Raw genomic sequence first — 22,754 nt, 5'->3', positions numbered from 1 at the left:
TGCCTTTTTGTATGAATTCGGGCTCGGCAGGTTTAGGTCGCCAGCTGCGCCTTCCTGGCTTCCTTCATGTTGGGCAGGAATACCGTCAGCAGCCCGAGGAACGGCAAGTACGAGCAGATCTGGAAGACGAAATCGATGCCTTTCATGTCGGCGACGACGCCGAGCACGGCGGCCGCAATGCCGCCCATGCCGAAAGCGAAGCCGAAGAAGATACCGGCGATCGTGCCGACACGCCCCGGCACCAGCTCCTGCGCGAACACCACGATGTTGGAGAAGGCCGACGATAGGATCAGGCCGATCAGCACCGTCAGCATCATCGTCCATTCGAAATTGGCGTAGGGCAGCGCGAGTGTGAAGGGCAGCACGCCGACGATCGAGAACCAGATCATCGCCTTCTGGCCATAGCGGTCGCCGAACGGGCCGCCGAGCAGGATGCCCAATGCCGACGCGCCGAGGAACAGAAACAGCATGACCTGGCTCATCTGCACCGAAACGCCGAACTTATGAATGGAGTAGAAGGTGTAGTAGCTCGAAAGCGAGGCGATGTAGGCGTTCTTGGTCAGCACCAGCAGCGTCAGCACGGCAAGTGCCGCCATCACCTTCTTGCGCGGGAAGGGCGACACATGAGCGACCTGCTTGCGAGTGGCCATCGAGGCGCGCATGCGGCTGTACCATCCGCCAACCTGCCAAAGAACGAAGATGCCGATCAGCGAACCGATGGCGAACCAGGAAATGCTGGTCTGCCCGAAGGGCACGACGATGAAGGCGGCGAGCAGGGGGCCCATCGACTGGCCGAAATTGCCGCCGACCTGGAACAGCGACTGCGCCAGACCGAAGCGGCCGCCCGAGGCAAAGCGGGCGATGCGCGAGGATTCCGGATGGAAGATCGCCGAGCCGATGCCGATCAGCGAGGCGCCGACCAGAAGCAGCACATAGTGACCGGCATAAGCCAGCACGACCAAGCCGATCAGCGACGAAGCCATGCCCCAGGGCAAGGAATAGGGCATCGGCCGCTTATCGGTTACCATGCCGATGACCGGCTGCAGCAGCGAGGCGGTGACCTGAAAGGTGAAAGTCAAAAGACCGATCTGCCAGAAATCGAGACCGTAATTGCCTTTGAGCAGCGGATAGATCGCCGGCAGCAGCGACTGCATGATGTCGTTGATACCGTGGCAAAAGCTCACCGAAAGGATGACGGCGAAGGCCGTCGCTTGCGCCGACGTGTTGCTTGCCGTCGCCGGCGCGGCGACAGAGGTGGCGGTCGTATCAGTCAAGGCAATGCTCCGTGGTCTTTTTGGCGGCGAACCGCAGGCAGGCTTGGCGGCCGCTTCGCGAACCGCCTTAAGGACGCTCGTCTGAAGCGCCTTGTGGACGGATGCCTTATAAGCCGCTTGCCGCGCGAATTCTTTCGTGGTTTGGTCCAATAGTTTCGCAAGTGGGCCATAGCCGATGCCACATGGCAGGGAAATTTTCCGGGCCGGCAATGCCGAGCTCGGCCGGCTGCACGAAAGCCGCTGGCAGTGGCTGGAGGAGGTATCCGGGCCGGCGGTGGCGCTGCCGACCGAATATCCGGACGGCTATCACGTGCCGCAGCACCGCCACAGCCGCAGCCAATTGCTGCATGCTCTGGTTGGCGTCGTGCTGGTGACGACCCGGCATGGCCGCTGGATGGTGCCCCCCGACCACGCCATGTGGATTCCCGCCGGCACCGAGCATTCCGTCGAAATGCTGGGCGATGTCTCGATGCGCTCGGTCTATGTCATGCCGGGCGCGATCCCCGGGTTGCCCGAAGGCTTGCGCGTGGTCGGCGTCACCGAGCTGATGCACAGCCTGATCGTCGAATCGGAAAAGCTGCCGCAAGGCGGCGAGCTGGAAGGGCGCGGCGGGCTGATCATGAATTTGCTGCTGCACGAGATCCCGACCTTGCCGGAGCGGCCGCTCGGCCTGCCATTTCCGTCCGATCCGAAGCTGGCGGCGCTGTGCCGGCGTTTCGTGGCGGCACCTTCGCCGCACGCGACGATCGACGACTGGGCGAATGCCGCGGGCATGAGCCGTCGCTCCTTCACCCGCGCCTTTCATCGCCAGACCGGGCTGTCGCTGTCGACGTGGCGCCAGCAGGCCTGCCTGTTCGCCGCCTTGCCAAGGCTTGCAGACGGTGAGCCGATCACCCGGGTGGCGCTCGATCTCGGCTATGACAGCGTGCCGGCCTTCATCACCATGTTCAAGCGCATGCTCGGCGCCGCGCCGCGCGGCTATATGCGCGGCGCGCGCGATACCGATGGAAACCTGCGCCGCATAGGTGGGCCTGCTGCCGTTTGAAATTTCAGCCAGCGTCAGGGACGCCGTGGCTTTTCGGGTGAATTTCATGCGCCTCCGATAACTGATTGCATAATGCAATCAGTTATGCTCTTTTGCGAAGCGACAAACGGAGCAACCCGGTGGCCAGGATCGTCTATGCCATGCTGACGTCGCTCGACGGCTACATCGCCGGCCCGAGCGGCGGTATCGACTTGCCGGTTCCCGAGGAAGAACTGCACCGGCATTTCAACGACGAGATGAGACGGACATCGATCGCGCTCTGCGGGCGCAGGATGTATGAAATCATGCGCTTTTGGGACAGTCCGGAGCGAGACACCGCCACTGACGAGGTCGAGCGGGATTTTGCCCGCGCCTGGCAAGAGACGCCCAAGATCGTGTTTTCGACCACGCTTCGAGAGGTTGGGTTCAACGCCCGGCTGATGAGGGGCGATGTCGAGGCGACGGCAACGTCGTTGAAGTCTGAAACGGATGGCGAAATTTCCGTTTCAGGCGCCGAGCTTGCCGCGCATCTCGCAAGCGCGGGTCTGATCGATGAATACCGGCTCTATGTGCACCCGATGGTGCTTGGCGGCGGCAAGCCGTATTTCCGGGCCGGCCTGTCGCTGACCTTGAAACCGCTTGGCACGCAGACCCTTACGCAGGGCGTGACGCTGCTGCGCTTTGCGCCGGCTGAAATCGCTTCGTAGTTAGAGCAATTCCAGGAAAAGTATCGAGCGGTTTTCCGTCCGGAATTGCGTCAAAACAAGGAGATAGAGCGGTTCCCCGTTTCCGTGGAAACGGGACAACGCTCTAGTCGAACAGACTCGACACCGATTCCTCGGTCGCCGTGCGCGAGATCGCTTCGCCCATCAGGTCGGCGATCGAGATGACGCGGATGTTGGGCGCGTCGAGCACACCCTGCGTCGGCTGGATGGAATCGGTGATCACCAGTTCCTGCAGCTTGGAGCCGGCGATGCGGGCAACGGCGCCGCCCGACAGCACGCCATGGGTGATGTAGGCGGTGACGCTGGTCGCGCCGTTGGCGAGCAGCGCGTCGGCGGCGTTGCAGAGCGTGCCGCCGGAATCGACGATGTCGTCGATCAACAGGCAATCCTTGCCGGCAACCGCGCCGATGATGTTCATCACCTCGGATTCACCGGGGCGTTCGCGGCGCTTGTCGACGATCGCGAGCTGCGCGTCGAAGCGCTTCGCCAGCGCCCGCGCGCGCACCACGCCGCCGATGTCCGGCGAGACGACGACGACGTTGCCGAGTTGTTTGTATTTGGCCTTCACATCGCGGGCCATCACCGGCACCGAAAACAGATTGTCAGTCGGGATATCGAAGAAGCCTTGGATCTGGCCGGCATGGAGATCGAGCGTCAGCACGCGGTCGGCACCGGCGCGGGTGATCATGTTGGCGACCAGCTTGGCCGAGATCGGCGTGCGGCCCGACGCCCGGCGATCCTGCCTGGCATAGCCGAAATAAGGAATGACCGCGGTGATGCGCTTGGCTGAAGAACGCATGAAGGCGTCCATCATGATGAGCAATTCCATCAGATGGTCGTTGGTCGGATAGGAGGTCGACTGCAGGATGAAGACATCCTCGCCGCGCACGTTTTCCTGGATCTCGACGAAGATTTCCTGGTCGGCGAAGCGCCTGACGCTGGCCTTCCCCAGCGGGATGTTGAGATAGCGAGCGACCGCTTCGGCCAGCACCCGGTTGGAATTGCCCGCGAAAAGCTTCATGCACCGTTCCTGGTGAAGGATGGAGAGACCGTACAGACTCTCAAGAGCCTTTTAAGCGGGGCTTTTAGCGGTCCGCGCCGGTATTGCAAGCCTCGTGAGCGTGAATCCTTTGGGCGGCCGCAACAAACGTGGAAAACATCGCAAGCCGGCAACAGTTTGGCCGGCAACAGTTTGGCTGGCAACAGTTCGCTCAGCCGGCGCCGCCGCTGCCGAGCCAGGCGGCGAACTGGTCGATCGTCTGGTCGGCGATTGACTGCATGATCGCCGGCGCCACGGTCGGCCAGCCTTCGCCGCTTCCGGCGGATGGCGCCTTCTGCTGGCCGTTGATGCGGTGCAGGCGGTTGCCCGACGGGTCGTAAACATCCCAGACATAGATCACGGTGGTGTCCTTGCCCTCGGACATCGTCGAGAAATAGCCCTTCAGCACATGCGTTGCCGTCTGGTCGGTGCTGCCGACAAGCGTCAGGCCGCGCTGTCTGGCGCGTGTCTGCAGCTCGGCCGTCAACGGTCCGGCGGCTTCGACCGGGGCGCCGACGATCGGCGCCACTTGCAGCCGCGTCTTCGCCAGGACGGCGGTCTGTGTCGGCGTGGGCGAAGCGGCAGGTGCGGCCGCAGGAGCCGGAGAGGTCGTGGTCGGAGATGTGGCGGCGGATGCTGTGCCTTGGGTGGCCGGCAAAGTCTGAGCTGAACTTGCAGGCGGGGTGATGGCCGAAGGCTCCAACACGTCCTTGGCGTTGGTGCAAGCTGCGAGCACCAGGGCCGCGAGCAATGACACGGTCGTCACTTGCGATCGTCTCATCTGCCCGAAAACTCCCTGGTGGCGACGCCCCCGCGTGAACCAACCATTATGGATTCACTGCACGATCAAGTCGAGATCATGGCGTGACAAGGGCTTCGGCGCCGATTCGGTGGTCAGGTAGGTGCGGCCAAGGGTCATGGCCGTCTCGGTCTCGGAATCCATGATGATCATATGCGCGAACAGCGTCATGTTGGGCGCGATCGGTTCGGTGTTGCCCTGGTAGAACATCGGCATGTCCATCCAGGACGGCGTAAAGCGGGCGCCAACCGAATAGCCGCAGGCGTTCAGCCGGTGCTTGGTCAGATTATGCGCTTCGAGCGTGCGGGCATGCGCGTCGAAGACATCGCCGAACGTGTTGCCCGGCACCATCGCTTTTTCGACTGCCAGCAGGGCGGCTTTGGAGGCGTCGAACAGTTCCTGGTGGCGCTTCGACACTTTGCCGGTCAAAACGGTGCGCATCATCGGCGCGTGGTAGTGATGGAAGACGCCCGCCCATTCGAGCGTCAGCTGGTCGTTCTTGGTGAGCTTGCGGCGGCCGGCCTTGTAGCGGCAGAGCAAGGCATCGGCGCCCGAACCGATGATGTATTCGTTGGCGGGATAATCGCCGCCGCCGGCAAAGACCGCGCCCTGCATGGCAGCCAGGATAAGGCCTTCGTCACCGCCCTGTTTGATCAGTGGCAAGGCGGCATCCAGCGCGTCATCGGAAAGATTTGCGGCCTTCTCCGCCTTGGCGATCTCGGCCGGGCTCTTGAACAGCCGCAACCGGCCGACGATGCCGGAGGCATCGGCAATCTGGCCGAAGGTCTGCAATTGCTCGTCGAGGCGGCGGCCGTTGTAGGCCGTCAAGCCGTGGGTGTCATACTCGACACCGATGCGGGCGCCGAGCAGATTGAGATCGTTGAGCAGGTTGCGCAGGTCGATCGCCGGATTGGCACCCTGGCGGTCGGTCCACAAGATGATGTTGTCGATGGTCGAGGTGTGGCGCGCCTGTCTCAGATCGGCCGAGCGGGTGAGCAGCACCATGGAGCCATCGGCCTTCACCACCAGGCATTGGAAGAAGCAGAAGCCAAAGGTGTCGTAGCCGGTCAGCCAGTACATGCTCTCCTGTGCGAAGAGCAGCACGGCGTCGAGCTTCTTCTCGGCCATCTCGATCAGCAGCCGGTCGCGCCGCGCGTCATATTCCGATCGTTCGAAATGCAGCGCCATTATTCTTTCTCCAGAACGATTGCCGAAACCTGGCGTCCATAATCCGCTTCCTTGCGGTGGGTGGTGCGCCGGTAGGAATAAAAAAGATCTTCTTCCGCGTAAGTGCAGCGGCCGAGGCCTTCGGCGGTCACGCCGGCCTTGCGCAGCCGGTCGACCGTATATTGGTTGAGATCGAACATCGAGTGCGCGGGATTAAACGATGGCTCGAAATAGCGTTCGTTGCCGGCGTCGGCCTCGACGAAGCGAGCGACGAATTCCGGGCCAACCTCGTAGTTGCCCGGACTGATGGAAGGGCCGAGCACGGCGACAATACGCTCGCGCCGGGCGCCGAGGCCTTCCATGGCGGCAATGGTGTTTTCCAGCACGCCGGTGAAGGCGCCTTTCCAGCCGGCATGGGCGGCGCCGATGACGCGCGCCTCAGCGTCGGCAAACAGCACCGGGCCGCAATCGGCCGTCGAGGCGCCGATGGCGATGCCTGGACGGTCGGTGACGATGGCGTCGGCCTTGGGGCGAGGGGCCGCGAACGGTTCCCTGGCGATGACGACGTCCGGCGAGTGGGTCTGGTGCGCGGTCAAGAGGTGGTCCGCCGCCACGCCCATCCAGTCGGCGACGCGGCGCCGGTTCTCGGCCACCAGCGTCTGGTCGTCGCTCGAGCCGGTGCCGATGTTGAGGCCGTGATAGATGCCGCTGGAGACGCCGCCGACGCGGGTGAAATAGCCGTGGCGGACCCCTTTTATCCTTTCCAGGAGGGGCGAGCGCACTGGATCGGGTCTGGTCTGATTCAACATGGCTGGGTTTGTCGTCCGCGCAAGGCGGTTTCGTCAAGGTGAAGTTCGGGCAAGGGACCGGGCCAAGCCACGTTGCTTTCAGGTCCGGCTTACGGCCGACCGATCTTCAGCACCTTGAACAACTCACCCATGGCATCCGGGCCGGCCAGGCGTTCGACCGCGTCTGAGATGGCCTGCCGGGCCCGGTCATCGGCGTTAGCGCCCAGCGTACCGGCACGCTCGAGCAGGCCCATGCCAAGCAGGAACTCGCCCTGCGTCGTCATCTGGGCATCAAGCCCATGGGAGCGGACTGCGGTGGCGAGGGCTGCGAAATCGACATGCGACGTGAGATCGGCCTCGCCGGGATTGGCCAGCACATCTTCCGGCTGATGCAGGCGCAAGGCCTGCAAGGTGTCGCCGATGCCCGGCCGCAGATGGCCATAGTCGATGAAGAGACCAGCGCCGCCTTGGGTGGCGACGCGTTCTGCAATCGCCGCCATCAATGCCGAACGGGCCGGGGCCAGTTCGGCGATGGCACCTTCGGGCGCGTCGGAGGCATCGTCGGGCAGCAGCGTCGGGTCGACGGACCCCGCGCCGGCGAAGAAGCACAGGTCATCATTGTCGTCGAGGCCGATCATGCGCTCGCGCCAGGTTTCGCCGGCATGCACGAACTGCCGGATGGGCACGGCGTCGAACAGTTCGTTGCCGGTGATGAACAGCGGCTGGCGCGGCAGCGTGTCGATGGTTTCGTGCCAGTTCGGTTCGGCGCCTTGGCCGGCAAGCGTGGCGCGCTGGATTTCGGCAAGACGCGGACTGGTCTCGATCATGGCGAAGGAAATCCCGGCAATGAACTCAGGATCGATCCGTGACCAGCTGCGCAGCATGTCTTTCATCAACGTGCCACGTCCAGGACCGATCTCGGCAAAGGTCGCGGGCAGCGGCCGGCCGACATCCTGCCATGCGCGGTAAAGCCAGACGGCGACCAGCTCGCCGAACATCTGGCTGATCTCGGGTGCTGTGATGAAGTCGCCCGCGGCGCCAAAGGGCTCGCGCGTCGTGTAATAGCCGTCGTCGGGATCGAACAGGCAGAGCGCCATATATTCATTGACCGGGATCGGCCCCGTCGCGCCGATCAGGCCAGCGATGCGATCCTTGAGCCGGGTCATGCCGCCTGCGGCTGTGTCACCGGCTTTGCGGTGGCCATGGCCCAGATGCCGGCCAACACCATCGGCGTGGACAGGATCATGCCCATGGTCAGCCAGCCGCCGAATAAATAGCCGAGCTGCTGGTCCGGCTCGCGGAAGAACTCGACGAAGATGCGCGACAAGCCGTAACCGCCGATGAAGGCGCCGCCGACGAAGCGCGGCGTCTTCAACTTGAGACGCGAGTGGGTGAAGAAGCGCAGCACCAGGAACAGCACGAGACCTTCGAGCAGCGCTTCGTAGAGCTGGCTCGGGTGGCGCGTGAACGGGCCGCCATTGGGGAATTCGATCGCCCACGGCACGTTCGAGGGCCTGCCCCAGAGCTCCGAGTTGATGAAATTGGCGACGCGCACCAGGCCAAGCCCGACCGGCACGCCGGCTGAGACCACGTCGAACAAAGTCCAGGTCTGGATACCGCGTTTGAGCGAGAACAGCGTCATGGCGAGGATGACGCCGAGCAGGCCGCCATGGAACGACATGCCGCCCTGCCAGACGGCGAAGATGTCGAGTGGATGGCCGATATAGCGCGGCAGATCGTAAAACAGCACGTAGCCGGTGCGCCCGCCGAGCACCACGCCGATCGCCGCCCAGACGATGAAATCGTCGAGGTCTTCCGGCTTCATCGGCATGGCGCCGTCCGGCCAGAGCCTGGAATTGGTGACGAGGCGCTTGGCGTACCACCAGGCAAACAGGATGCCGACGATGTAGCCGACGCCGTACCAGTGCACCGCCAGCGGCCCGATCTGAACGATAACCGGATTGATGTTGGGAAAGGGCAGGGAGGCCAGCGGCAGCAGGAAATATTCGCTCAAACTGGGGTCTCCCGGTTGCGGTCGTTATCGGGCGCGGACCATGCGGCAGGGTTTTGGCGGGGTCAAGGCAAGCAGGCGGTTGCCTTGACCTTCACAAGATGGCGGTCTCAAACCTGGGGTTTGCCGGCGACAATTTGCCTTAAAGCGTCGTTGATCCTGTCCTGCCAGCCAGGACCATCTTCCTGAAAATGGTCCAGAACGGCGCGATCGATCCGGATCGAAACAAGCTCCCTGACATTCGGCGCGGCCGCGGGCTCGCGAATTGGCGGCGCTGGTTTTTTGGCCGGTTTGAAGGCGGCTTCCGCGGCGGCCATCGGACTTGTCGGTCGGCGCGGGGGCGTTGCCATAGGTTGACCTCACTGAAGTGTGCTGAATCAATACGCGACACAATAGGCGATTTGGCGCCTTCAAGTACAGCTTGGAGCGATTTGGAGGCCTCGCGCAGGCATGGTGACGACATGCGCCATAGCAACGCACGGCACGCATCAACCCTTAACGTTCTTGCATTCCGCCTCGCACGCCACTACGTCAAAACAACCAAAGCCGAGGATCTGCCATGTTGACCGGACCGAACCGCATTCTCGATGAATTCGCCAAACTGATGACCGATGCCGCGGGTGCCGCCCAGGGCGTCCGGCGTGAGATGGAGACAGCGTTCCGGGCCCAGGCGGAGCGCCTGCTCAACTCCATGGACGTGGTGCAGCGCGAGGAGTTTGAGGCCGCACGCGAGATGGCAGTCAAGGCACGCGAAGACAATATCCAACTGGCGTCGCGCGTCGAGGCACTCGAGGCCAGGCTCGCCGAATTGACCGGGCAGGCCGCACCGGCGGGTGCCGCGAAGCCTCGCGCAAAAAAATAATCGCTAAACTTTTCCACATAGCGCGATCCGAAAAATCGCTTTGCCGTGAATCGTTTACCGGCATTGCATGAATCTTTGTGACAGCGGCTTTCCACATGCGAATGACGCAGTGCGAAAAATTGGGCTGTTCACGCGACTCCCGATCAATAGACTGAATTTGTTGCATGATTCGAAGCAGGGTCATGCGCCGGGCGGTGGGATCCGGTTGGGGTCTTTGCGTTGGAAAGTCCTGACCGTCCGAGTTTCTAGACAGATTGTTCGTCGTGTGTGCCCCGCGGAGCGTGTGGCGCTCCCCTGAACACAGGAAGCATTCATGGAACTCCTCGAACTCGAATTCTCCCGCGAAATCCACCCGGTGGACGTCATCGAGCAGGTGGCCCACAACAATGACTGGTCGTTCGAACGCGCCGGCGACGACGAGATATCGATCTCGGTGACCGGCAGCTGGACCGACTATCACGTCTCCTTTTCCTGGATGGAGGATTTCGAGGCGCTGCATCTGGCCTGTGCCTTCGACATCAAAGTGCCCGAGACGCGCGCGCTGGAAGTGATGCGGCTCTTGTCGCTGATCAACGAACAGATGCTGTTCGGCCATTTCGACCTGTGGGAGCAGGAAGGCGCGATCATGTTCCGCCAGTCACTGCTGCTTGCCGGCGGGGTCGAGCCGTCGAGCCAACAGGTCGAGGTGCTTTTGTCCTCGGCGCTCGAAGCCTGCGAATGCTATTTCCAGGCCTTCCAGTTCGTCGTCTGGTCGGGCACGTCGGCCAAGGACGCGCTGTCCAGCGTGCTGTTCGAAACCCACGGCAACGCCTGAGCACAGTCCCCGATGAGTTCGAGCAGCGGGCGCAAGCCTGAGATCAGCTTTGCCGATTTCGATCGTGTCGACATCCGCGCCGGCACGATCATCGAAGCCGAGCCGTTTCCGGAAGCGCGCAAGCCGGCGTTCAAGCTCAAGATCGATTTCGGCGCGGACATCGGGGTGAAGAAGTCGTCAGCGCAGATCACCAAATATTATACGCCGGAAACGCTTGTGGGCCGCCAGGTCTTCGCGGTCGTCAATTTCCCGCCGCGCCAGATCGGTCCGTTCATGTCGGAAGTGCTGACGCTGGGTTTTCCCGACGAGGAGGGCGCCGTGGTGCTCGGCGCCATCGAGCGCAAGGTGCCGAACGGCGGACGGCTATTCTAGAACGAGCCTGGGCGGACCTGATGCCACCGCGTCCTGGTCGGTATGCTTGCGCGGCATTCCCAGTGCTTCCTCGACCGCGTCGAGGAACATCTCCGCGCAGGCCTTCCAACTGTAGCGCATGGCGCGCTGGCGCGCTTCGTCGCGGTCGACGGCAAGCGCTTTGAGGGCCGCCTCGCGCAGGTCGTTGGACACGGCTCCGCCGACGCCGTCGCCGACGATGTCGATCGGTCCGGTTACCGGATAGGCGGCGACCGGGGTGCCACTGGCCAAAGCCTCGATGATGACGTTGCCGAAAGTGTCGGTGCGGCTTGGGAAGACGAAGACGTCGGCCGAGGCATAGATCTCGGCCAGTTCGTCGTTCGGGCGATGGCCGAGGAAATGCGCGTTCGGATAACGCGCCTTGAGCTTGGCCAGTTCGGGCCCCTCACCGACCAGGATCTTGCTGCCGGGCAGGTCGAGATCGAGAAAGGCCGTCAGGTTTTTTTCGATCGCGACGCGGCCGACGCACAGGAAAACCGGATGTGCAAATTCGGTTTGCTTGCGCTTGTCCGGCCTGAAATGGTCGGTGTCGACGCCGCGCGTCCATGGGCGGAGTTTGTTGAAGCCGCGCGCCGCGAGGTCGTCGGCCAGTGATTGCGTGGCGACAAGCGTGCCCTGTCCGGAATTGTGGAAGTCGCGCAGCCAGCGATAGGCCCAGCTTTCCGGCACCGGCAGGCGGGCGCTGAGATATTCGGGAAAGCGCGTGTGGTAGCTGGTGGTGAAGGGGCGGCCGGCCTTGCGGCAATAGCGGCGCGCCATGATGCCGAGCGGCCCTTCGGTGACGATGTGGATATGGTCGGCCTTGCGCGCCTCGATCAGCCGCGCGACGCGGCCGGGCGTGGTCAGCGCCAGCCGGATGTCGGGATAGGTCGGCAGCGGCAACGTGCGAAAGAGGCTGGGCGTCAGGAAATCGAGCTCGACGTCGAAAGCCTTCAGCGCCTCGGTAAGTCGTTCCAGCGTGTGCACCACGCCATTGACCTGCGGCCGCCATGCGTCGGTGACCATCAGGATACGCATGGCGATCCCGATACGCATGGCGATCCCGATGCGCATGGCGACCCTTTACCGGTATCAGGCGCGACGGCACGGTGCCGGAATGGCGACCAGGTAGCCGCTCTCGCTTCGCTCCAGCGCACCCGGGAAGGCGCGGGATCGAAGCTGGGCGGTAAGGCCGAATCGATAAGGGTCGCGCGCTTCATGCGCGCTCTTGACCATGATTTCATGACGGGCGGATGAAGCCTGCTTTTCCAGACTTGTTTTCACGCAATTCCGGACGGAAAACCGCTGCACACTTTTCCTGGAATTGCTCTAAGCCGGGACCTTGATCACAGCGCGCAAGCCGCCAAGCGGGCTGTCTTCCAGGTTGATGTCACCACCATGGCTGCGCGCGATGTCGCGTGCGATCGACAGGCCGAGCCCGGTGCCGCTGGCATCGAGGTTGCGCGCTTCATCGAGCCGCAGGAACGGCTTGAACACTTCCTCGCGCTTGTCTGGCGCGATGCCTGGACCGTCGTCCTCGATGGTGACGATGAGCGAACCGCGACTGTGGTTGGCGTGGACTTCCACCGTCTTGGCATAACGGAAGGCGTTGCCGATGACGTTGGCCAGAAGCCGGGCGAAAGCGTTCGGCCGCACATGCACGGTCGGGTCGCCGGTCAGCGTCGTCGTCAGCTTGCACTTGCGCAGTTGCGCTTCCTCGCCGAGCTTCTGGAAATAGGTTTCCAGGTCGAAGCGGCCGGCGTCTTCCGCGGCCTCGCCACGGGCAAAAGCGAGATAGCCTTCCAGCATCGACTGCATGTCGTCGATGTCCTGGTTGAGCGCGGCCTTGGTCTCCGTCTTGCCGCCGGCCAGCGCGAGCTGCAGCTTGAAGCGGGTAAGAATGGTTCTCAGATCGTGGCTGACGCCGGTCAGCATTGCAGTGCGCTGCTCGATCTGGCGCTCGATGCGTTCACGCATCTGGATGAAGGCGAAACCGGCGCGGCGTACCTCCTCGGCGCCGCGCGGGCGGAAATCGCGCGGCATCGGCCGGCCCTTGCCGAAACTCTCGGCGGCCTCGGCGAGCGTCAGGATCGGCCTGATCTGGTTGCGCAGGAAGGGAATCGCGATCATCAGCAGCACCAGCGAGGTGCCAACCATCCAGATCAGGAAGATGTGGGTGTTCGAGGCATAGGCCTGGCTGCGGCGCACGAAGACGCGCAGCACCTTGCCTTCAAGCTGGACGCGAACCTCGACGACGTTGGAGTTGCCGACGGTGTCGATCCAGAACGGACGGTTGATCTGCTTGGTGATCTCCGACGACAAGGCCTCGTCGAGGATCGAGAAGAACGGCTTCGGGCCGGGCGGCGGCAGCGGATCGGGCGGCAGCAGATCCACCTTCAGCTGCATGCGGTCCTGGGCGATGCGGATGATGTTGGCGTAGTCGGCGTCGTGCGGATAGGTCTCCATCATGTCGATGACGGCGGCTATGTCCGCGATGGTCGCCTGCGACAGGCGCTGAGTCACCGTCTGCCAGTGACGTTCCATGAAGACGAAGGCGACGACCGACTGCAGGAGGATCATCGGCGCAATGACGATGATAAGCGAGCGGGCATAGAGCCGCTTCGGCATGTAAAGCGCGACAAGGCGCCAGAACCGGTTCCAGGCGCGCGGCATCGCCCTCAGCGTCCGGATCGCCGGATTGCCGAGGCCGCCTCCTTCCGGCTGTTCAAATTGCGTGGTCGCCATTCGCCTTCTGCTCGTCGATGGCCATTCGGTTGGAGCATGGTCTTTTCCGAAAACCGGTTCCCACTTTTCGGGATCATGCTCGAGGCCTTCGGAGATAGTTTATTCCACGCTGAGCCGTTCTGGAATAGCCGTTGTAGTTCAGATAGTTAGGATGTCAAACTGACCATTTTTCGACATTGATAACAAAGGGCTTTTCCCAAAGCTGTCAAAACGTACGACCTACCTCGGCAGTGCCAGAAAGGAGCAGTCTAGATGTGAAATAGGCCATTTTCAGGGACGCGCAAGCGACGCATGGCGTCAGTGAGATCAGCGACGGTCTTTGCTTGGACGTTTCAGATGACCGACATGCCGCGAGCCTGGCTCGAATGTTCTGGCCACCAAAGGCGATGGACAAACCGTCAGCGGCCAAATTTTCCTTTGCTCTTCCGAAACCTCCTGCCGGGCGTACGCTGCGGTCAATCAGCGCAAGAAAGCCAACGCACCCATGTCGCAACCATGGATGGGCCTATTGGAAAACGTTGCGACATCACGCTACCCCTTAATCTCGCAATCTGCCGGTTCGGAAGACCCCGACGCTCCGTCCCAGAGGCCACGCAATCTTCGGATGCCGGCGCCAGCCGACCCTCTGAGGCACGCGGCGTTTGGAAGTCGAGGATGAGCCAACGATCGCGCCCGATATCGTCGCCGGTCCGGAAAGCGCAGGCGTTGTGTGATGATAAGCCCGCCAAGCGATGCGAATTCCGAAGCAAACCAGGAACGATTCCGAGATTTTGGTCGTTATTGTCCTGGGCGCGAGACGTGCATATGATAGGGGCGGCTTGGGAATGTTGGGATGGTGCTGATCCTCATCGGGTGGGGGATAGCCACGTTTGTCTATTTTAAGGTGGTTATCGACTGGGCATTTGACGCTGACATAACGGTCGGGGCTGCCATTGTCCTGACCCTCGCGGAAAGCGTTTTCGCTCTCATAATGACGGGTTTGCACGCGGTGCAGCTCTTGAATTACGATTGGAAAATCGCCACGACGTTGGCTGCCTTTCGTTCGGCGTTGTCGAGAAATTATGTCGCACTCATCGCAGTTTCCCTGTTCGACATTGTAATATCTCGCCTTGTAATCTCGGGCTTTTCAAAAGACCTTGATGAAGAAATCCAGAATTTCTGTCGATCTGGATGCATCATTCATGGGACAATATTAAAATTTGTAATCATAGTATTTATACCGCTTTTTTTACAGTTCGCAGTTTCGCTACTTTCGGTCCACAGAGCTGCTCGGTAGATGGTTTTTGCTTGATATCAAAATTTTAGATCGGGGGAAGCCGGCGGTATCGATGCCTTCTTTGCAACGACGAATTGATCGCTTCTTTAAAAGCCGCTCCGCCACTATACAGCGGCTGAAAATCCCTTTGTTGGAACGCTTGGCGCTGGTCAGGCGCCACGGCAATTTCTCGTTGGCGTATTCGTCCGCCGTTCAGCGTGGTCTCCACTATTATGGCGATGAGGGAGGCTACATTGCGTACGGAACCAAGGCGCAGTTTCATTTCGCTCTGGGCGATCCGGTTGTGTCGGCATCGGATGCTGCGGATTACGTCGGTCGGTTCGTAGCTGCCGCAGGCTCCCCAACGTTCGTGCAGGTCGGCCTAAGAACTGCCCAGCAGCTGGCCGGACTTGGATACAAGGTCAATCGTCTCGGCATCGAGACCAAATTGCTGCTGCCTGCACATGATTTTTCCGGCACGCGTAACGAGACGGTGCGATATTCCGAACGTTGGTTGTTGAAAAAGGGCTTTACGTTCACTGAAGACAAAAACAACACGTTCCTCGACGAAGTCAGCCGGTTGTCGGAAAATTGGCGAGGCGAACGTCTCGTCAAGCGCTGGGAGATGGCTTTTCTCAACCGTCCCTTCGCCAACCACGTTGGCACGGATATGCGTCGCTTCGTCCTTCGCGGTCCGGAGGGTGATCTTACCGCTATCCTCGACTTCGATCCCATGTTCCTCGATGGCAAATTGGCCGGTTACACGACAGCTTTCAAACGAAAGCAAATCGGCGCCACTTCGCATTCCGAAGTCGGTTTGACAAAATTCGCCGTCGACCGCTTCCGCCAGGAAGGTATCTCGGTGGTAAGCTTGGGGCTCTCGCCAATGCTCGCCGTCGAGCCGAGCGGCTTCCTAGAGTCCGACTTCTGGCGGGTTGCATTTCGGCATGCCTATCGGTCGCCGTGGGTGAATCGCTCGCGTTTCAATCTGCAGGGACAAGCGGCTTTCAAGCGCCGTTTCCACGGGCTGGAAGAGCCGACTTATATCGCTTTCCGCAAAGGGTCGGTTATGGAAGTGCTTAACCTGCTGAGATTGATCAAGGCGTTCTGATCGGAAATGACATTCAGCAAGTGCAGATCGTTTCAATGTTTCTGATGAAGTGGAAAGCGCTGCAATGTGGCCAAAGAAAGAAAAACGCTTCAAAGGCACGTGGAGCGATAGATTGGATGGGTTGTTTTCTGTCGGTGTGACGTACACAGGAAAATCAGTTCTAGACGTGGGCTGCAACATGGGAATCGTTGCTTACGAGATATCCAAGCTTGATCCTAGTTCAATTCACGGGATAGATATGCTAAAGCCTCATATCGACACAGCTAGAATGATTTTTCTTGGCTCAAAAATTACAAGCCGTTTTGATTGCTTGAATTTAGGCAGCTTAAAGTTGGTCCGGATGCTGGACCCTCGATATGATATCGTGATGCTGCTGGCTGTCTACCATCACATGCAAGATAATCTGGGGCCTGACAGGGCTAGACGAGTGGTCGCCGATATCGCTGCGCGCGCTCAAACCATCGTAACTCGCGTCCCTCCCCAAAAGGACCGGGAAATGATCGACTTGCTTTCCAGTCTTGGCTTCTCCGTAAGCGGCAGTCATCTATCGCCCCAAGGCAGTCATGTTATCGCTTTCGAGAAAGCTTGATGTCGCGGTTCAACCGACGTGGTCGAGGCCAAAAGGCCAATGGCTAGTTTTTATCATGGTTCGTACATTAGATATGCCATCGGCAGCCTGGGGCTCACAGTTCGATCGGTCACCAAGACGCTGCGAAGAACGTTGCGGCCGACGAAATATTCGGCTGATGTCTTCGAGCGGCGGGCCGATATTCCCAGACTGATAAGACACCGCGACTGGAAAGGCCTTTCGGCAGTATTGGAGGACACAGCCACTTTGGCAGAACGAACCGGGGATCCCACGCCTTTGCAGAAGGCTGGTCAGGCCTTCGAGCGGCTCGGTGACCTCAACCGTGCTGCCCGGTTTCGCCTAGCTGCGCGGCGTATGCTTAAGGGGGAAAATGACAGTGATTGGTCGGGGGAGATAATTCATGGAGAGGGCCTGCTGATAGACCTGGTCGAGGATGACCCGCGTAGCCTTGGTCGCGTCATTCGCCACGCACGACTTGCCGGCCATGCTGCCAGCCGCGCCTCGTCTGCAACAATACGAGTTGAGGCCCGCCTTGTGACGCTAATGCAACGCACCTTTCCGAATGCAGTCATCGTTTCGGCGGAGCAGAAAATCGCCGGTCGGAAGTTCGCGACGTTCGAGCATCTAGCATCGGTGTTCGCTCGCGACGCGAAGGAGTTGGCTGCCAGTTTTGTGCCTTTACAAGCCGATCCTGCAATGGTTGAGGCATTTCGAGAGCGTTACCGCGCTATGACCGACAAGCCGCTGGTGGGCCTGTCGTGGGGAAGTAAGTCGCATACCAAGGATGTGCCGGGTTTTTCCCATTGGGCAGATTTCATGGCAAGAATGCCCGCGGCATTCGTGTCCTTGCAATATGGCCCCATTCAGGGCGCGCTGCGGCGTCTTCGCAAAGGCAGGCAAGTCCAGCTTATTCATGATGAAAGTGTCGATCAGATGGTCGACATGGATCGCTTCGCTGCCCAGATCGCGGCGCTCGATGCGGTTGTAACCATCAGCAATACCACTGCTCACCTCGCCGGAGCGCTTGGCGTGCCGTCCATCTTTGTAATCGACGATAATTTTCAGACGTTTTGGCCGGTCAATGCAGACCATACCCCATGGTATCCAAGGGGCGTCGTGCTGCGAAAGAATGGTCGTGCGTGGTCATCGGTGCTTGACGAGGCCGAACATATCTTGGTGCGGTTGCTGTCCACCCATTCCCATAGCGAACCGGCCGGGAGCAGTGACAGATGAGCCGCTCCATCCTCGAAAAAGCAAAGGCAGCGGACCTGCGTCCGCAAAGTCTTGCCATCAAGCGTGTTCGAGCGGTCGTTGATCGAGCCAGACGTCTTTTCAAGCGACGTGAGCGCCCTGCCGATGCGGAGGCGGAGCGGTGCTTCCGGTCGATGGAGGAAAGCATCGAGCGCCAGGATTGGGCGGCTGCAAAGGGCCATGCGCTGCTGCTTGGCGACCTTGGTGAACGCATCGGCGATACGGGATTGATGAAAAAGGCGGGGCGTGCGCTAAGGCGTCTTCATGGTGGCAACCGCACTTGGCAATTGATAGCCGCAAGCAAGCGTGTGCCGGGCAAGCTTGAGTGGGACGGTGGCGATCTTGCTGGCAAAACGCTTCTCGTTGACCGTCGCGCGGGTGATCTGGCGATCTTTTTCCAGTTTGCTTCGCTGCTGGCTCCAGCCGTCAATGCAGGCGAGCGGTGCGTTCTCATTGTCGAACCGCGATTGGCATCCCTTTATCGTAGAACGTACCCCACGCTCGATGTCAGAATCGAAGGCGATGAAAAGCCGGAAACTTTGCAAGCGGATCTGTATGCCGGTTTCGAGACGCTCGCGGTGCATTTCTGGCCAGACGATCCGTGCGAACATTCTCCCTTCATTCCATTGCAGCCGGATCGGCAATTAGCAGCCGAGTTGCGCAGAGGTTACCTGGCCCGAGGACATGGGCCTCTGATAGGCTTCGCTTGGGGAAGCCTGAACCAGGCGAAAGATCTTCCTGCTCTTGAAGACTGGAAAGATCTGCTTGGACTGCTGCCTGGCCAACTCGTCAGCCTGCAATATGGCGAGGTCGGCGCGGCGATCGCGGAATTTGAGCGCTATGCCCCGGGCCGCGTCATTCATGACGCGTCGGTCGATCAACTTTCCGATATGGATCGCTTTGCCGCGCAAATCGCGGCGCTCGACTTAGTGGTTACGATCAGCAACACGGGCGCAAATCTAGCTGGCGCACTCGGCGTACCGACGATCATTCTGCTCGACGACGGTTTCCGCCTATCATGGCCTGCTTTCGGCGATAGCGTCGATGCGTATCCGTACGTGCAACTGGTTCGTAAGGGGGGCAGGCCTTGGAGGTTCGCAATGCGAGATGCAGCGGATCTGGCAAAGCGGAAAATCGAGACGGGCTATCATGGCCGATAGCCGGATCTGGCGCCAGGCTTGTCACGCGGCTGCGCTGGCTGGCTACCGCTACAAGGTATGGTTCCGGCGGCATCGTCGGCACATACTTCTACGCCTGCGCGACGGCGATCTGGCCATGCAGATGTCCGACTATCGGCAAAGCGTCGAGAATCGCGACTGGCGCGCAGCATTGCCCAAAGCCCTGGCGTTGGGCCCGCTCGTTAAAGCGCGAAAAGAGGTGCGCCTTCTCGACGAGCTTGGCCAAGGACTTATGCGGATGGGGGCTTATGGAGCTGCCGCCGACCTTAAGATCGCCCGGCGTCATATTGTTCAAGGTCGGGCGGATAACGAGTGGCTCGGTCAAGACATTTCAGGGCAGGTCCTGGTGCTTGATCTCATGGAAACCGAGAAGCAAGGCCTAGCGACGGCGATTCATCATTCCAGTTCGATCGCCCGCGCTTTATCGGCCGCAAGCCGGGTGATCGTGCTTGTAGAGCACCGGTTGATACCTCTATTCCAACGCACATTTCCGGAGGCGGATGTCAGGGCCGCGGGCGCCGGAAAGGCATCAGCCTACGCTGAAGCGCAGATCTTCGCCGGCGTTCAGCATCTGACCGCTCTCTTTGAGACTGACGGCTCTGTGATCCGAAAGCATTTCGTGCCGTTGAAGCCGGATACTGCTCGGGTAGCCCAACTGCGTCAACGCTATCGCAAGGACGATCGGCCGTTGGTTGGCGTTGCCTGGAGTAGCTCAAATCCCGGCAAGGATCTGCCTCCGCTTGCGGCTTGGAGCGGCCTGATGGGTCGTACCGACTTCAACTTCGTGTCCCTGCAGTATGGTGACATAGAGAGCGACTTAAAGGTGCTGACGGATGGGCGCCCCGAGCGTATTTTTCTCGATCGCTCCATCGATCAGTTGGTGGATATGGATCTTTTCGCGGCGCAGGTTGCGGCAATGGATGCCGTGGTCACCATCAGCAATACAGGCGCACATCTGGCGGGTGCGCTCGGAATGCCGTCGATCTTCATTTTGGGCGATGGATTCAAGCGTTCATGGCCTGTCGAGGGCGACCGCACGCCTTACTATCCCTCCGCCCTACTCGTCTCAAAGCGGGAGAGGACTTGGGACCAGGTGATGAAAGAGGCTGAAGGCAGCCTGGAGCGCTTGTGTCGAGCTGGAAGCGTTTGATGCGTGCTACCGTGAAGCGACCGGGCACTTGCGCTGCTGGCCTAGGTCGCAGCATGCCAGATAGAAGAGTATCCAGAGCCGCAAGGCTCTCTTAGGGGGACCCTCATGTTTTTTTCACGGCTGTTCCGGAAAGATACGCGACCGCTCCTGGTTTCTTTCCCGAAATCAGGTCGGACTTGGTTGCGGGTAATGCTCGATGACCTCGGCGTGACAGTCCAATACAGCCACGATGGAACTGATCACGGCCGCCAGAAGTCGCTAAACAGGCTAAATGCGGATAAATCGCCGTACCGTGGCAGACGGACCGTGCTTTTAATTCGTGACCCACGTGACACCGTGGTCTCAGGCTATTTCCAAGTTAAGAAGCGGCACAACATTCCTGTGGGATCTATAAGCGATCTTATTAGAAGCGATAACCACGGCATTGAAAAAATATTACGATTTAATTTGAACTGGTTTTCGGCAATGCCACGCCTGGAAACAGCAAGATGTATCCAGTACGAAGATATTCATAGAGATACGGCTGGGTCGCTACGGTCGATTCTCGAGTTCTGGAATTTAGAATTTGACTCGAGCGCTATCGCGGACGTGGTGGAGGCTAGAACATTTCAAAAGATGCGAACCAGTGAAGAGCAGGGCGTTCTAGGCGAGCGGTATGGCACGATTTTGAGGCCGAGTGATGTCACTGACCCAGAGAGTTTTAAAGTTAGAAAGGGAAAGATTGGCGGCTATGCGGATTATTTGTCCAATGACGATATATTATATTGCAACAAGATTTTGGATAAATTTAGCTATTGGGAAAAATTAGACGAAACATTACAAAAAAAGGGAATTAACTACCGTAGATTCGAAAATTTATAATATCGATACATAAGGCGCGTCGAGACAATGGTAGAACGTGCGGCTTTTATCTGCGGTTGTGGCCACAGCGGAACGACACTTATCGCAGCAATTCTGGCCTCTCACCCACAGGTCTATATACCATTTGAAGAAACCAATATATTTTTCAAATGGGCGCCGCTTGCAATGTTTCGGTACTGGAAAATAAGAACCGCGGCGAGACGTGCCGGCAAAAGCTTTTTGCTTGAAAAGACGCCACGGCACATTCGTCGCGTCGAGCGCATCCGTCGGATGGTGCCAGGCGCGCGCTTCGTGGTTCCCGTGCGGGACGGCCGAGACGTGGTGGCCTCAATCGGCAGGCGTCTTGGAAATCGGAAAGAGGCCCTCGATCGGTGGATCAGTGACAATTCCCTTGTGCTTGCCCAACGAGGCAAGCCAGATGTCCTGATTTATCGCTATGAGGACCTTGTTGAAAATCCGGGGGTAATTGTCGAGCGGATTTGCAAATTTCTTGGGTTGCCTTACAGCCCCGAACTCCTCGATTATCACATGCGCCCCCAGAATTGGTTCGAGTCGAGCGGCGCCGAACAGAAGGAGCATGTCGCGCTCCGCAACCGACAAATCAGTCAACCCATTTATGACGGGCGCGGTCGGTGGCGCTCCGAGATCGCCGAAACGGATCTACAAGGCCTGAAGCAGGGCCGCGGGGCTCTGCTGATGAAGGAATTTGGTTACGAATAGTTTGAGCGACTTACCGCCAGTCAATGGGTCTGATCAAATTTGTATCGGCGAGGCTTTCAACGCCGCTGTATAGAACCGAGCGATCGGACATCGCGCTAAGTTCTGCTTTGCCACTCGATATGGCGTGGTACTTACGGTATTTCTCGCTTCCGTTCCAGTATTGACCCTCTTCGATTGCGATCCGTGCCTTGCTGTCGAAGTCGGAGAAGAATTTAAAATGGAGTAACGCACCAAACGCATCCGTGTAATTTCGCCAATAAGGCAGAGGCGAATGAATCGATGTGAAAATGGTAGAGCGATCAATAAGAATGAGCGGAAATTTCATTAATTTGTGCTGCCGCTCAAACAGCCTGGTCCTTGGACCGCCGGTTATTTTGATGCCTCGTGGGCTTTTTGTCACCTCGTAGCTGGCTGCGGCGTCAAAGTGGTTGGCCACATGCCAGGGCGGGACCGCAGGATCGTATTTCGCTTCCCAAATGTTGCCGCTCGGATACATGTCGATCATGGGCGCCAGCAGACGAGTCGATTTGCGGTTTTTCAACCATTCGACAAGAGCCGGCAGCGGATGCCGAGCCATTCCCTGATAAACGAGAAACTCATCTGCATCCACCGTGACATACCACCGTGGTTGACCATAGATTTGCGCGATGCGTTGTCGCCACAGGTTTCCAAGATCGGCTTCCGCGTAGCTTATTGACGAGTGGAACAAGTCGACATCCGGTTGGTCGACAAGCATCTCGCTCGTGCCATCGCTGGACCGGTCATCCACGATCGCAAATCGGGTGATTCCAATCTCCCGGTAGTGGCGCAGAAACGGCATCAGCCGCTCAGCTTCGTTTCGAACGACAACAATCAGGGTGATTTCATTTGATGTCAGCGCACGGATCGGCTTGGCCGGGACCACTTCCACGGGCTTGGCGAAGCAGCGTCGGAGACAATAGCGTGCTGTGTCGGATATGCTGCGACGGATAACGCTTCGCATGCCAGTTCTATCCAAAGCG

Annotated in this window: 24 protein-coding genes; 13 read left to right on the top strand and 11 right to left on the bottom strand. The window is 59.7% G+C overall.

Annotated elements, in window-relative coordinates; genetic code table 11:
* Nucleotides 1–32: 32 nt before the first annotated feature.
* The gene (locus tag AB6802_RS05835) at nt 33–1,274 is read right to left on the bottom strand and encodes an MFS transporter (RefSeq protein ID WP_371009064.1); all 1,242 of its coding nucleotides are present in this window, start codon (nt 1,272–1,274) and stop codon (nt 33–35) included.
* 175 nt (nt 1,275–1,449) lie between these two features.
* On the opposite strand from AB6802_RS05835, the gene AB6802_RS05830 reads away from it, so the two are divergent.
* Nucleotides 1,450–2,319: a helix-turn-helix domain-containing protein gene (locus AB6802_RS05830; RefSeq protein WP_371009063.1), complete on the top strand. Its 870-nt coding sequence runs from the start codon at nt 1,450–1,452 to the stop codon at nt 2,317–2,319.
* 119 nt (nt 2,320–2,438) lie between these two features.
* A complete protein-coding gene (locus AB6802_RS05825; RefSeq protein ID WP_371009062.1) occupies nt 2,439–3,005 on the top strand; it encodes a dihydrofolate reductase family protein in 567 nt (188 codons plus the stop codon).
* A 103-nt stretch (nt 3,006–3,108) separates the two neighbouring features.
* Here AB6802_RS05825 and AB6802_RS05820 read toward each other — a convergent pair whose 3' ends face one another.
* The 7 genes from AB6802_RS05820 to AB6802_RS05790 all read right to left on the bottom strand — a co-directional run bounded on the left by AB6802_RS05820 (nt 3,109) and on the right by AB6802_RS05790 (nt 9,177).
* Entirely contained in the window at nt 3,109–4,044 is a 936-nt protein-coding gene (locus AB6802_RS05820) for a ribose-phosphate pyrophosphokinase (protein ID WP_371009061.1), read from the bottom strand.
* Between the two features lie 190 nt (nt 4,045–4,234).
* Nucleotides 4,235–4,843 (bottom strand): hypothetical protein, encoded by a 609-nt coding sequence (locus tag AB6802_RS05815; protein WP_371009060.1) that lies wholly within the window; start codon nt 4,841–4,843, stop codon nt 4,235–4,237.
* 54 nt (nt 4,844–4,897) lie between these two features.
* Entirely contained in the window at nt 4,898–6,049 is a 1,152-nt protein-coding gene (locus tag AB6802_RS05810; protein WP_371009059.1) for a M24 family metallopeptidase, read from the bottom strand.
* On the bottom strand, nt 6,049–6,837 hold the full coding sequence (gene pgeF / locus AB6802_RS05805; RefSeq protein WP_371009058.1) for a peptidoglycan editing factor PgeF: 789 nt from the start codon (nt 6,835–6,837) through the stop codon (nt 6,049–6,051). The genes AB6802_RS05810 and pgeF overlap by 1 nt, the downstream gene beginning before the upstream one ends.
* Before the next feature lie 89 nt (nt 6,838–6,926).
* Entirely contained in the window at nt 6,927–7,982 is a 1,056-nt protein-coding gene (locus AB6802_RS05800; protein ID WP_371009057.1) for a class I SAM-dependent methyltransferase, read from the bottom strand.
* Nucleotides 7,979–8,830 (bottom strand): prolipoprotein diacylglyceryl transferase, encoded by an 852-nt coding sequence (gene lgt / locus AB6802_RS05795; protein ID WP_371009056.1) that lies wholly within the window; start codon nt 8,828–8,830, stop codon nt 7,979–7,981. Before lgt ends, AB6802_RS05800 begins: the two co-directional genes overlap by 4 nt.
* A gap of 107 nt (nt 8,831–8,937) precedes the next feature.
* Nucleotides 8,938–9,177 carry a BrnA antitoxin family protein gene (locus tag AB6802_RS05790; RefSeq protein ID WP_371009055.1) on the bottom strand — a complete coding sequence of 80 codons (240 nt, stop codon included), beginning with the start codon at nt 9,175–9,177 and terminating at the stop codon, nt 8,938–8,940.
* Nucleotides 9,178–9,386: 209 nt separating this feature from the next.
* Here AB6802_RS05790 and AB6802_RS05785 point away from each other — a divergent pair, with 209 nt between their 5' ends.
* From AB6802_RS05785 to AB6802_RS05775, 3 genes are all read left to right on the top strand, one after another.
* Nucleotides 9,387–9,689 carry an accessory factor UbiK family protein gene (locus AB6802_RS05785; protein WP_371009054.1) on the top strand — a complete coding sequence of 101 codons (303 nt, stop codon included), beginning with the start codon at nt 9,387–9,389 and terminating at the stop codon, nt 9,687–9,689.
* A gap of 313 nt (nt 9,690–10,002) precedes the next feature.
* Nucleotides 10,003–10,503: a YbjN domain-containing protein gene (locus tag AB6802_RS05780; RefSeq protein WP_040970944.1), complete on the top strand. Its 501-nt coding sequence runs from the start codon at nt 10,003–10,005 to the stop codon at nt 10,501–10,503.
* A gap of 12 nt (nt 10,504–10,515) precedes the next feature.
* Nucleotides 10,516–10,875 carry a tRNA-binding protein gene (locus AB6802_RS05775; RefSeq protein WP_371009053.1) on the top strand — a complete coding sequence of 120 codons (360 nt, stop codon included), beginning with the start codon at nt 10,516–10,518 and terminating at the stop codon, nt 10,873–10,875.
* Here AB6802_RS05775 and AB6802_RS05770 read toward each other — a convergent pair.
* Together AB6802_RS05770 and AB6802_RS05765 are read right to left on the bottom strand one after the other, a co-directional pair.
* Nucleotides 10,867–11,931: a glycosyltransferase family 4 protein gene (locus AB6802_RS05770; protein WP_371009325.1), complete on the bottom strand. Its 1,065-nt coding sequence runs from the start codon at nt 11,929–11,931 to the stop codon at nt 10,867–10,869. The genes AB6802_RS05775 and AB6802_RS05770 overlap by 9 nt on opposite strands.
* 291 nt (nt 11,932–12,222) lie before the next feature.
* Nucleotides 12,223–13,638 (bottom strand): ATP-binding protein, encoded by a 1,416-nt coding sequence (locus AB6802_RS05765; RefSeq protein ID WP_371009052.1) that lies wholly within the window; start codon nt 13,636–13,638, stop codon nt 12,223–12,225.
* Between the two features lie 832 nt (nt 13,639–14,470).
* Here AB6802_RS05765 and AB6802_RS05760 point away from each other — a divergent pair.
* The 8 genes from AB6802_RS05760 to AB6802_RS05725 all read left to right on the top strand — a co-directional run bounded on the left by AB6802_RS05760 (nt 14,471) and on the right by AB6802_RS05725 (nt 21,753).
* Nucleotides 14,471–14,914 (top strand): hypothetical protein, encoded by a 444-nt coding sequence (locus AB6802_RS05760; protein WP_371009051.1) that lies wholly within the window; start codon nt 14,471–14,473, stop codon nt 14,912–14,914.
* 52 nt (nt 14,915–14,966) lie between these two features.
* On the top strand, nt 14,967–16,004 hold the full coding sequence (locus AB6802_RS05755) for a phosphatidylglycerol lysyltransferase domain-containing protein (RefSeq protein WP_371009324.1): 1,038 nt from the start codon (nt 14,967–14,969) through the stop codon (nt 16,002–16,004).
* Between the two features lie 64 nt (nt 16,005–16,068).
* A complete protein-coding gene (locus AB6802_RS05750) occupies nt 16,069–16,593 on the top strand; it encodes a class I SAM-dependent methyltransferase (protein WP_371009050.1) in 525 nt (174 codons plus the stop codon).
* Between the two features lie 39 nt (nt 16,594–16,632).
* Nucleotides 16,633–17,826 carry a hypothetical protein gene (locus AB6802_RS05745; RefSeq protein ID WP_371009049.1) on the top strand — a complete coding sequence of 398 codons (1,194 nt, stop codon included), beginning with the start codon at nt 16,633–16,635 and terminating at the stop codon, nt 17,824–17,826.
* Nucleotides 17,823–19,004, top strand: coding sequence for a hypothetical protein (locus tag AB6802_RS05740; protein ID WP_371009048.1), 1,182 nt, complete (start codon nt 17,823–17,825; stop codon nt 19,002–19,004). Before AB6802_RS05745 ends, AB6802_RS05740 begins: the two co-directional genes overlap by 4 nt.
* A complete protein-coding gene (locus AB6802_RS05735; protein ID WP_371009047.1) occupies nt 18,994–20,172 on the top strand; it encodes a hypothetical protein in 1,179 nt (392 codons plus the stop codon). The genes AB6802_RS05740 and AB6802_RS05735 overlap by 11 nt, the downstream gene beginning before the upstream one ends.
* A 105-nt stretch (nt 20,173–20,277) precedes the next feature.
* A complete protein-coding gene (locus AB6802_RS05730; protein ID WP_371009046.1) occupies nt 20,278–21,033 on the top strand; it encodes a sulfotransferase domain-containing protein in 756 nt (251 codons plus the stop codon).
* 27 nt (nt 21,034–21,060) lie between these two features.
* A complete protein-coding gene (locus AB6802_RS05725; protein ID WP_371009045.1) occupies nt 21,061–21,753 on the top strand; it encodes a sulfotransferase in 693 nt (230 codons plus the stop codon).
* Between the two features lie 10 nt (nt 21,754–21,763).
* Here AB6802_RS05725 and AB6802_RS05720 read toward each other — a convergent pair whose 3' ends face one another.
* Nucleotides 21,764–22,735, bottom strand: coding sequence for a glycosyltransferase family 2 protein (locus tag AB6802_RS05720; RefSeq protein ID WP_371009044.1), 972 nt, complete (start codon nt 22,733–22,735; stop codon nt 21,764–21,766).
* Nucleotides 22,736–22,754 lie beyond the last annotated feature (19 nt).

This window comes from Mesorhizobium sp. RCC_202 (assembly GCF_041355295.1).
Classification (GTDB): Bacteria; Pseudomonadota; Alphaproteobacteria; order Rhizobiales; family Rhizobiaceae; genus Mesorhizobium.
This window is presented reverse-complemented; position numbering and strand designations above follow the sequence as displayed.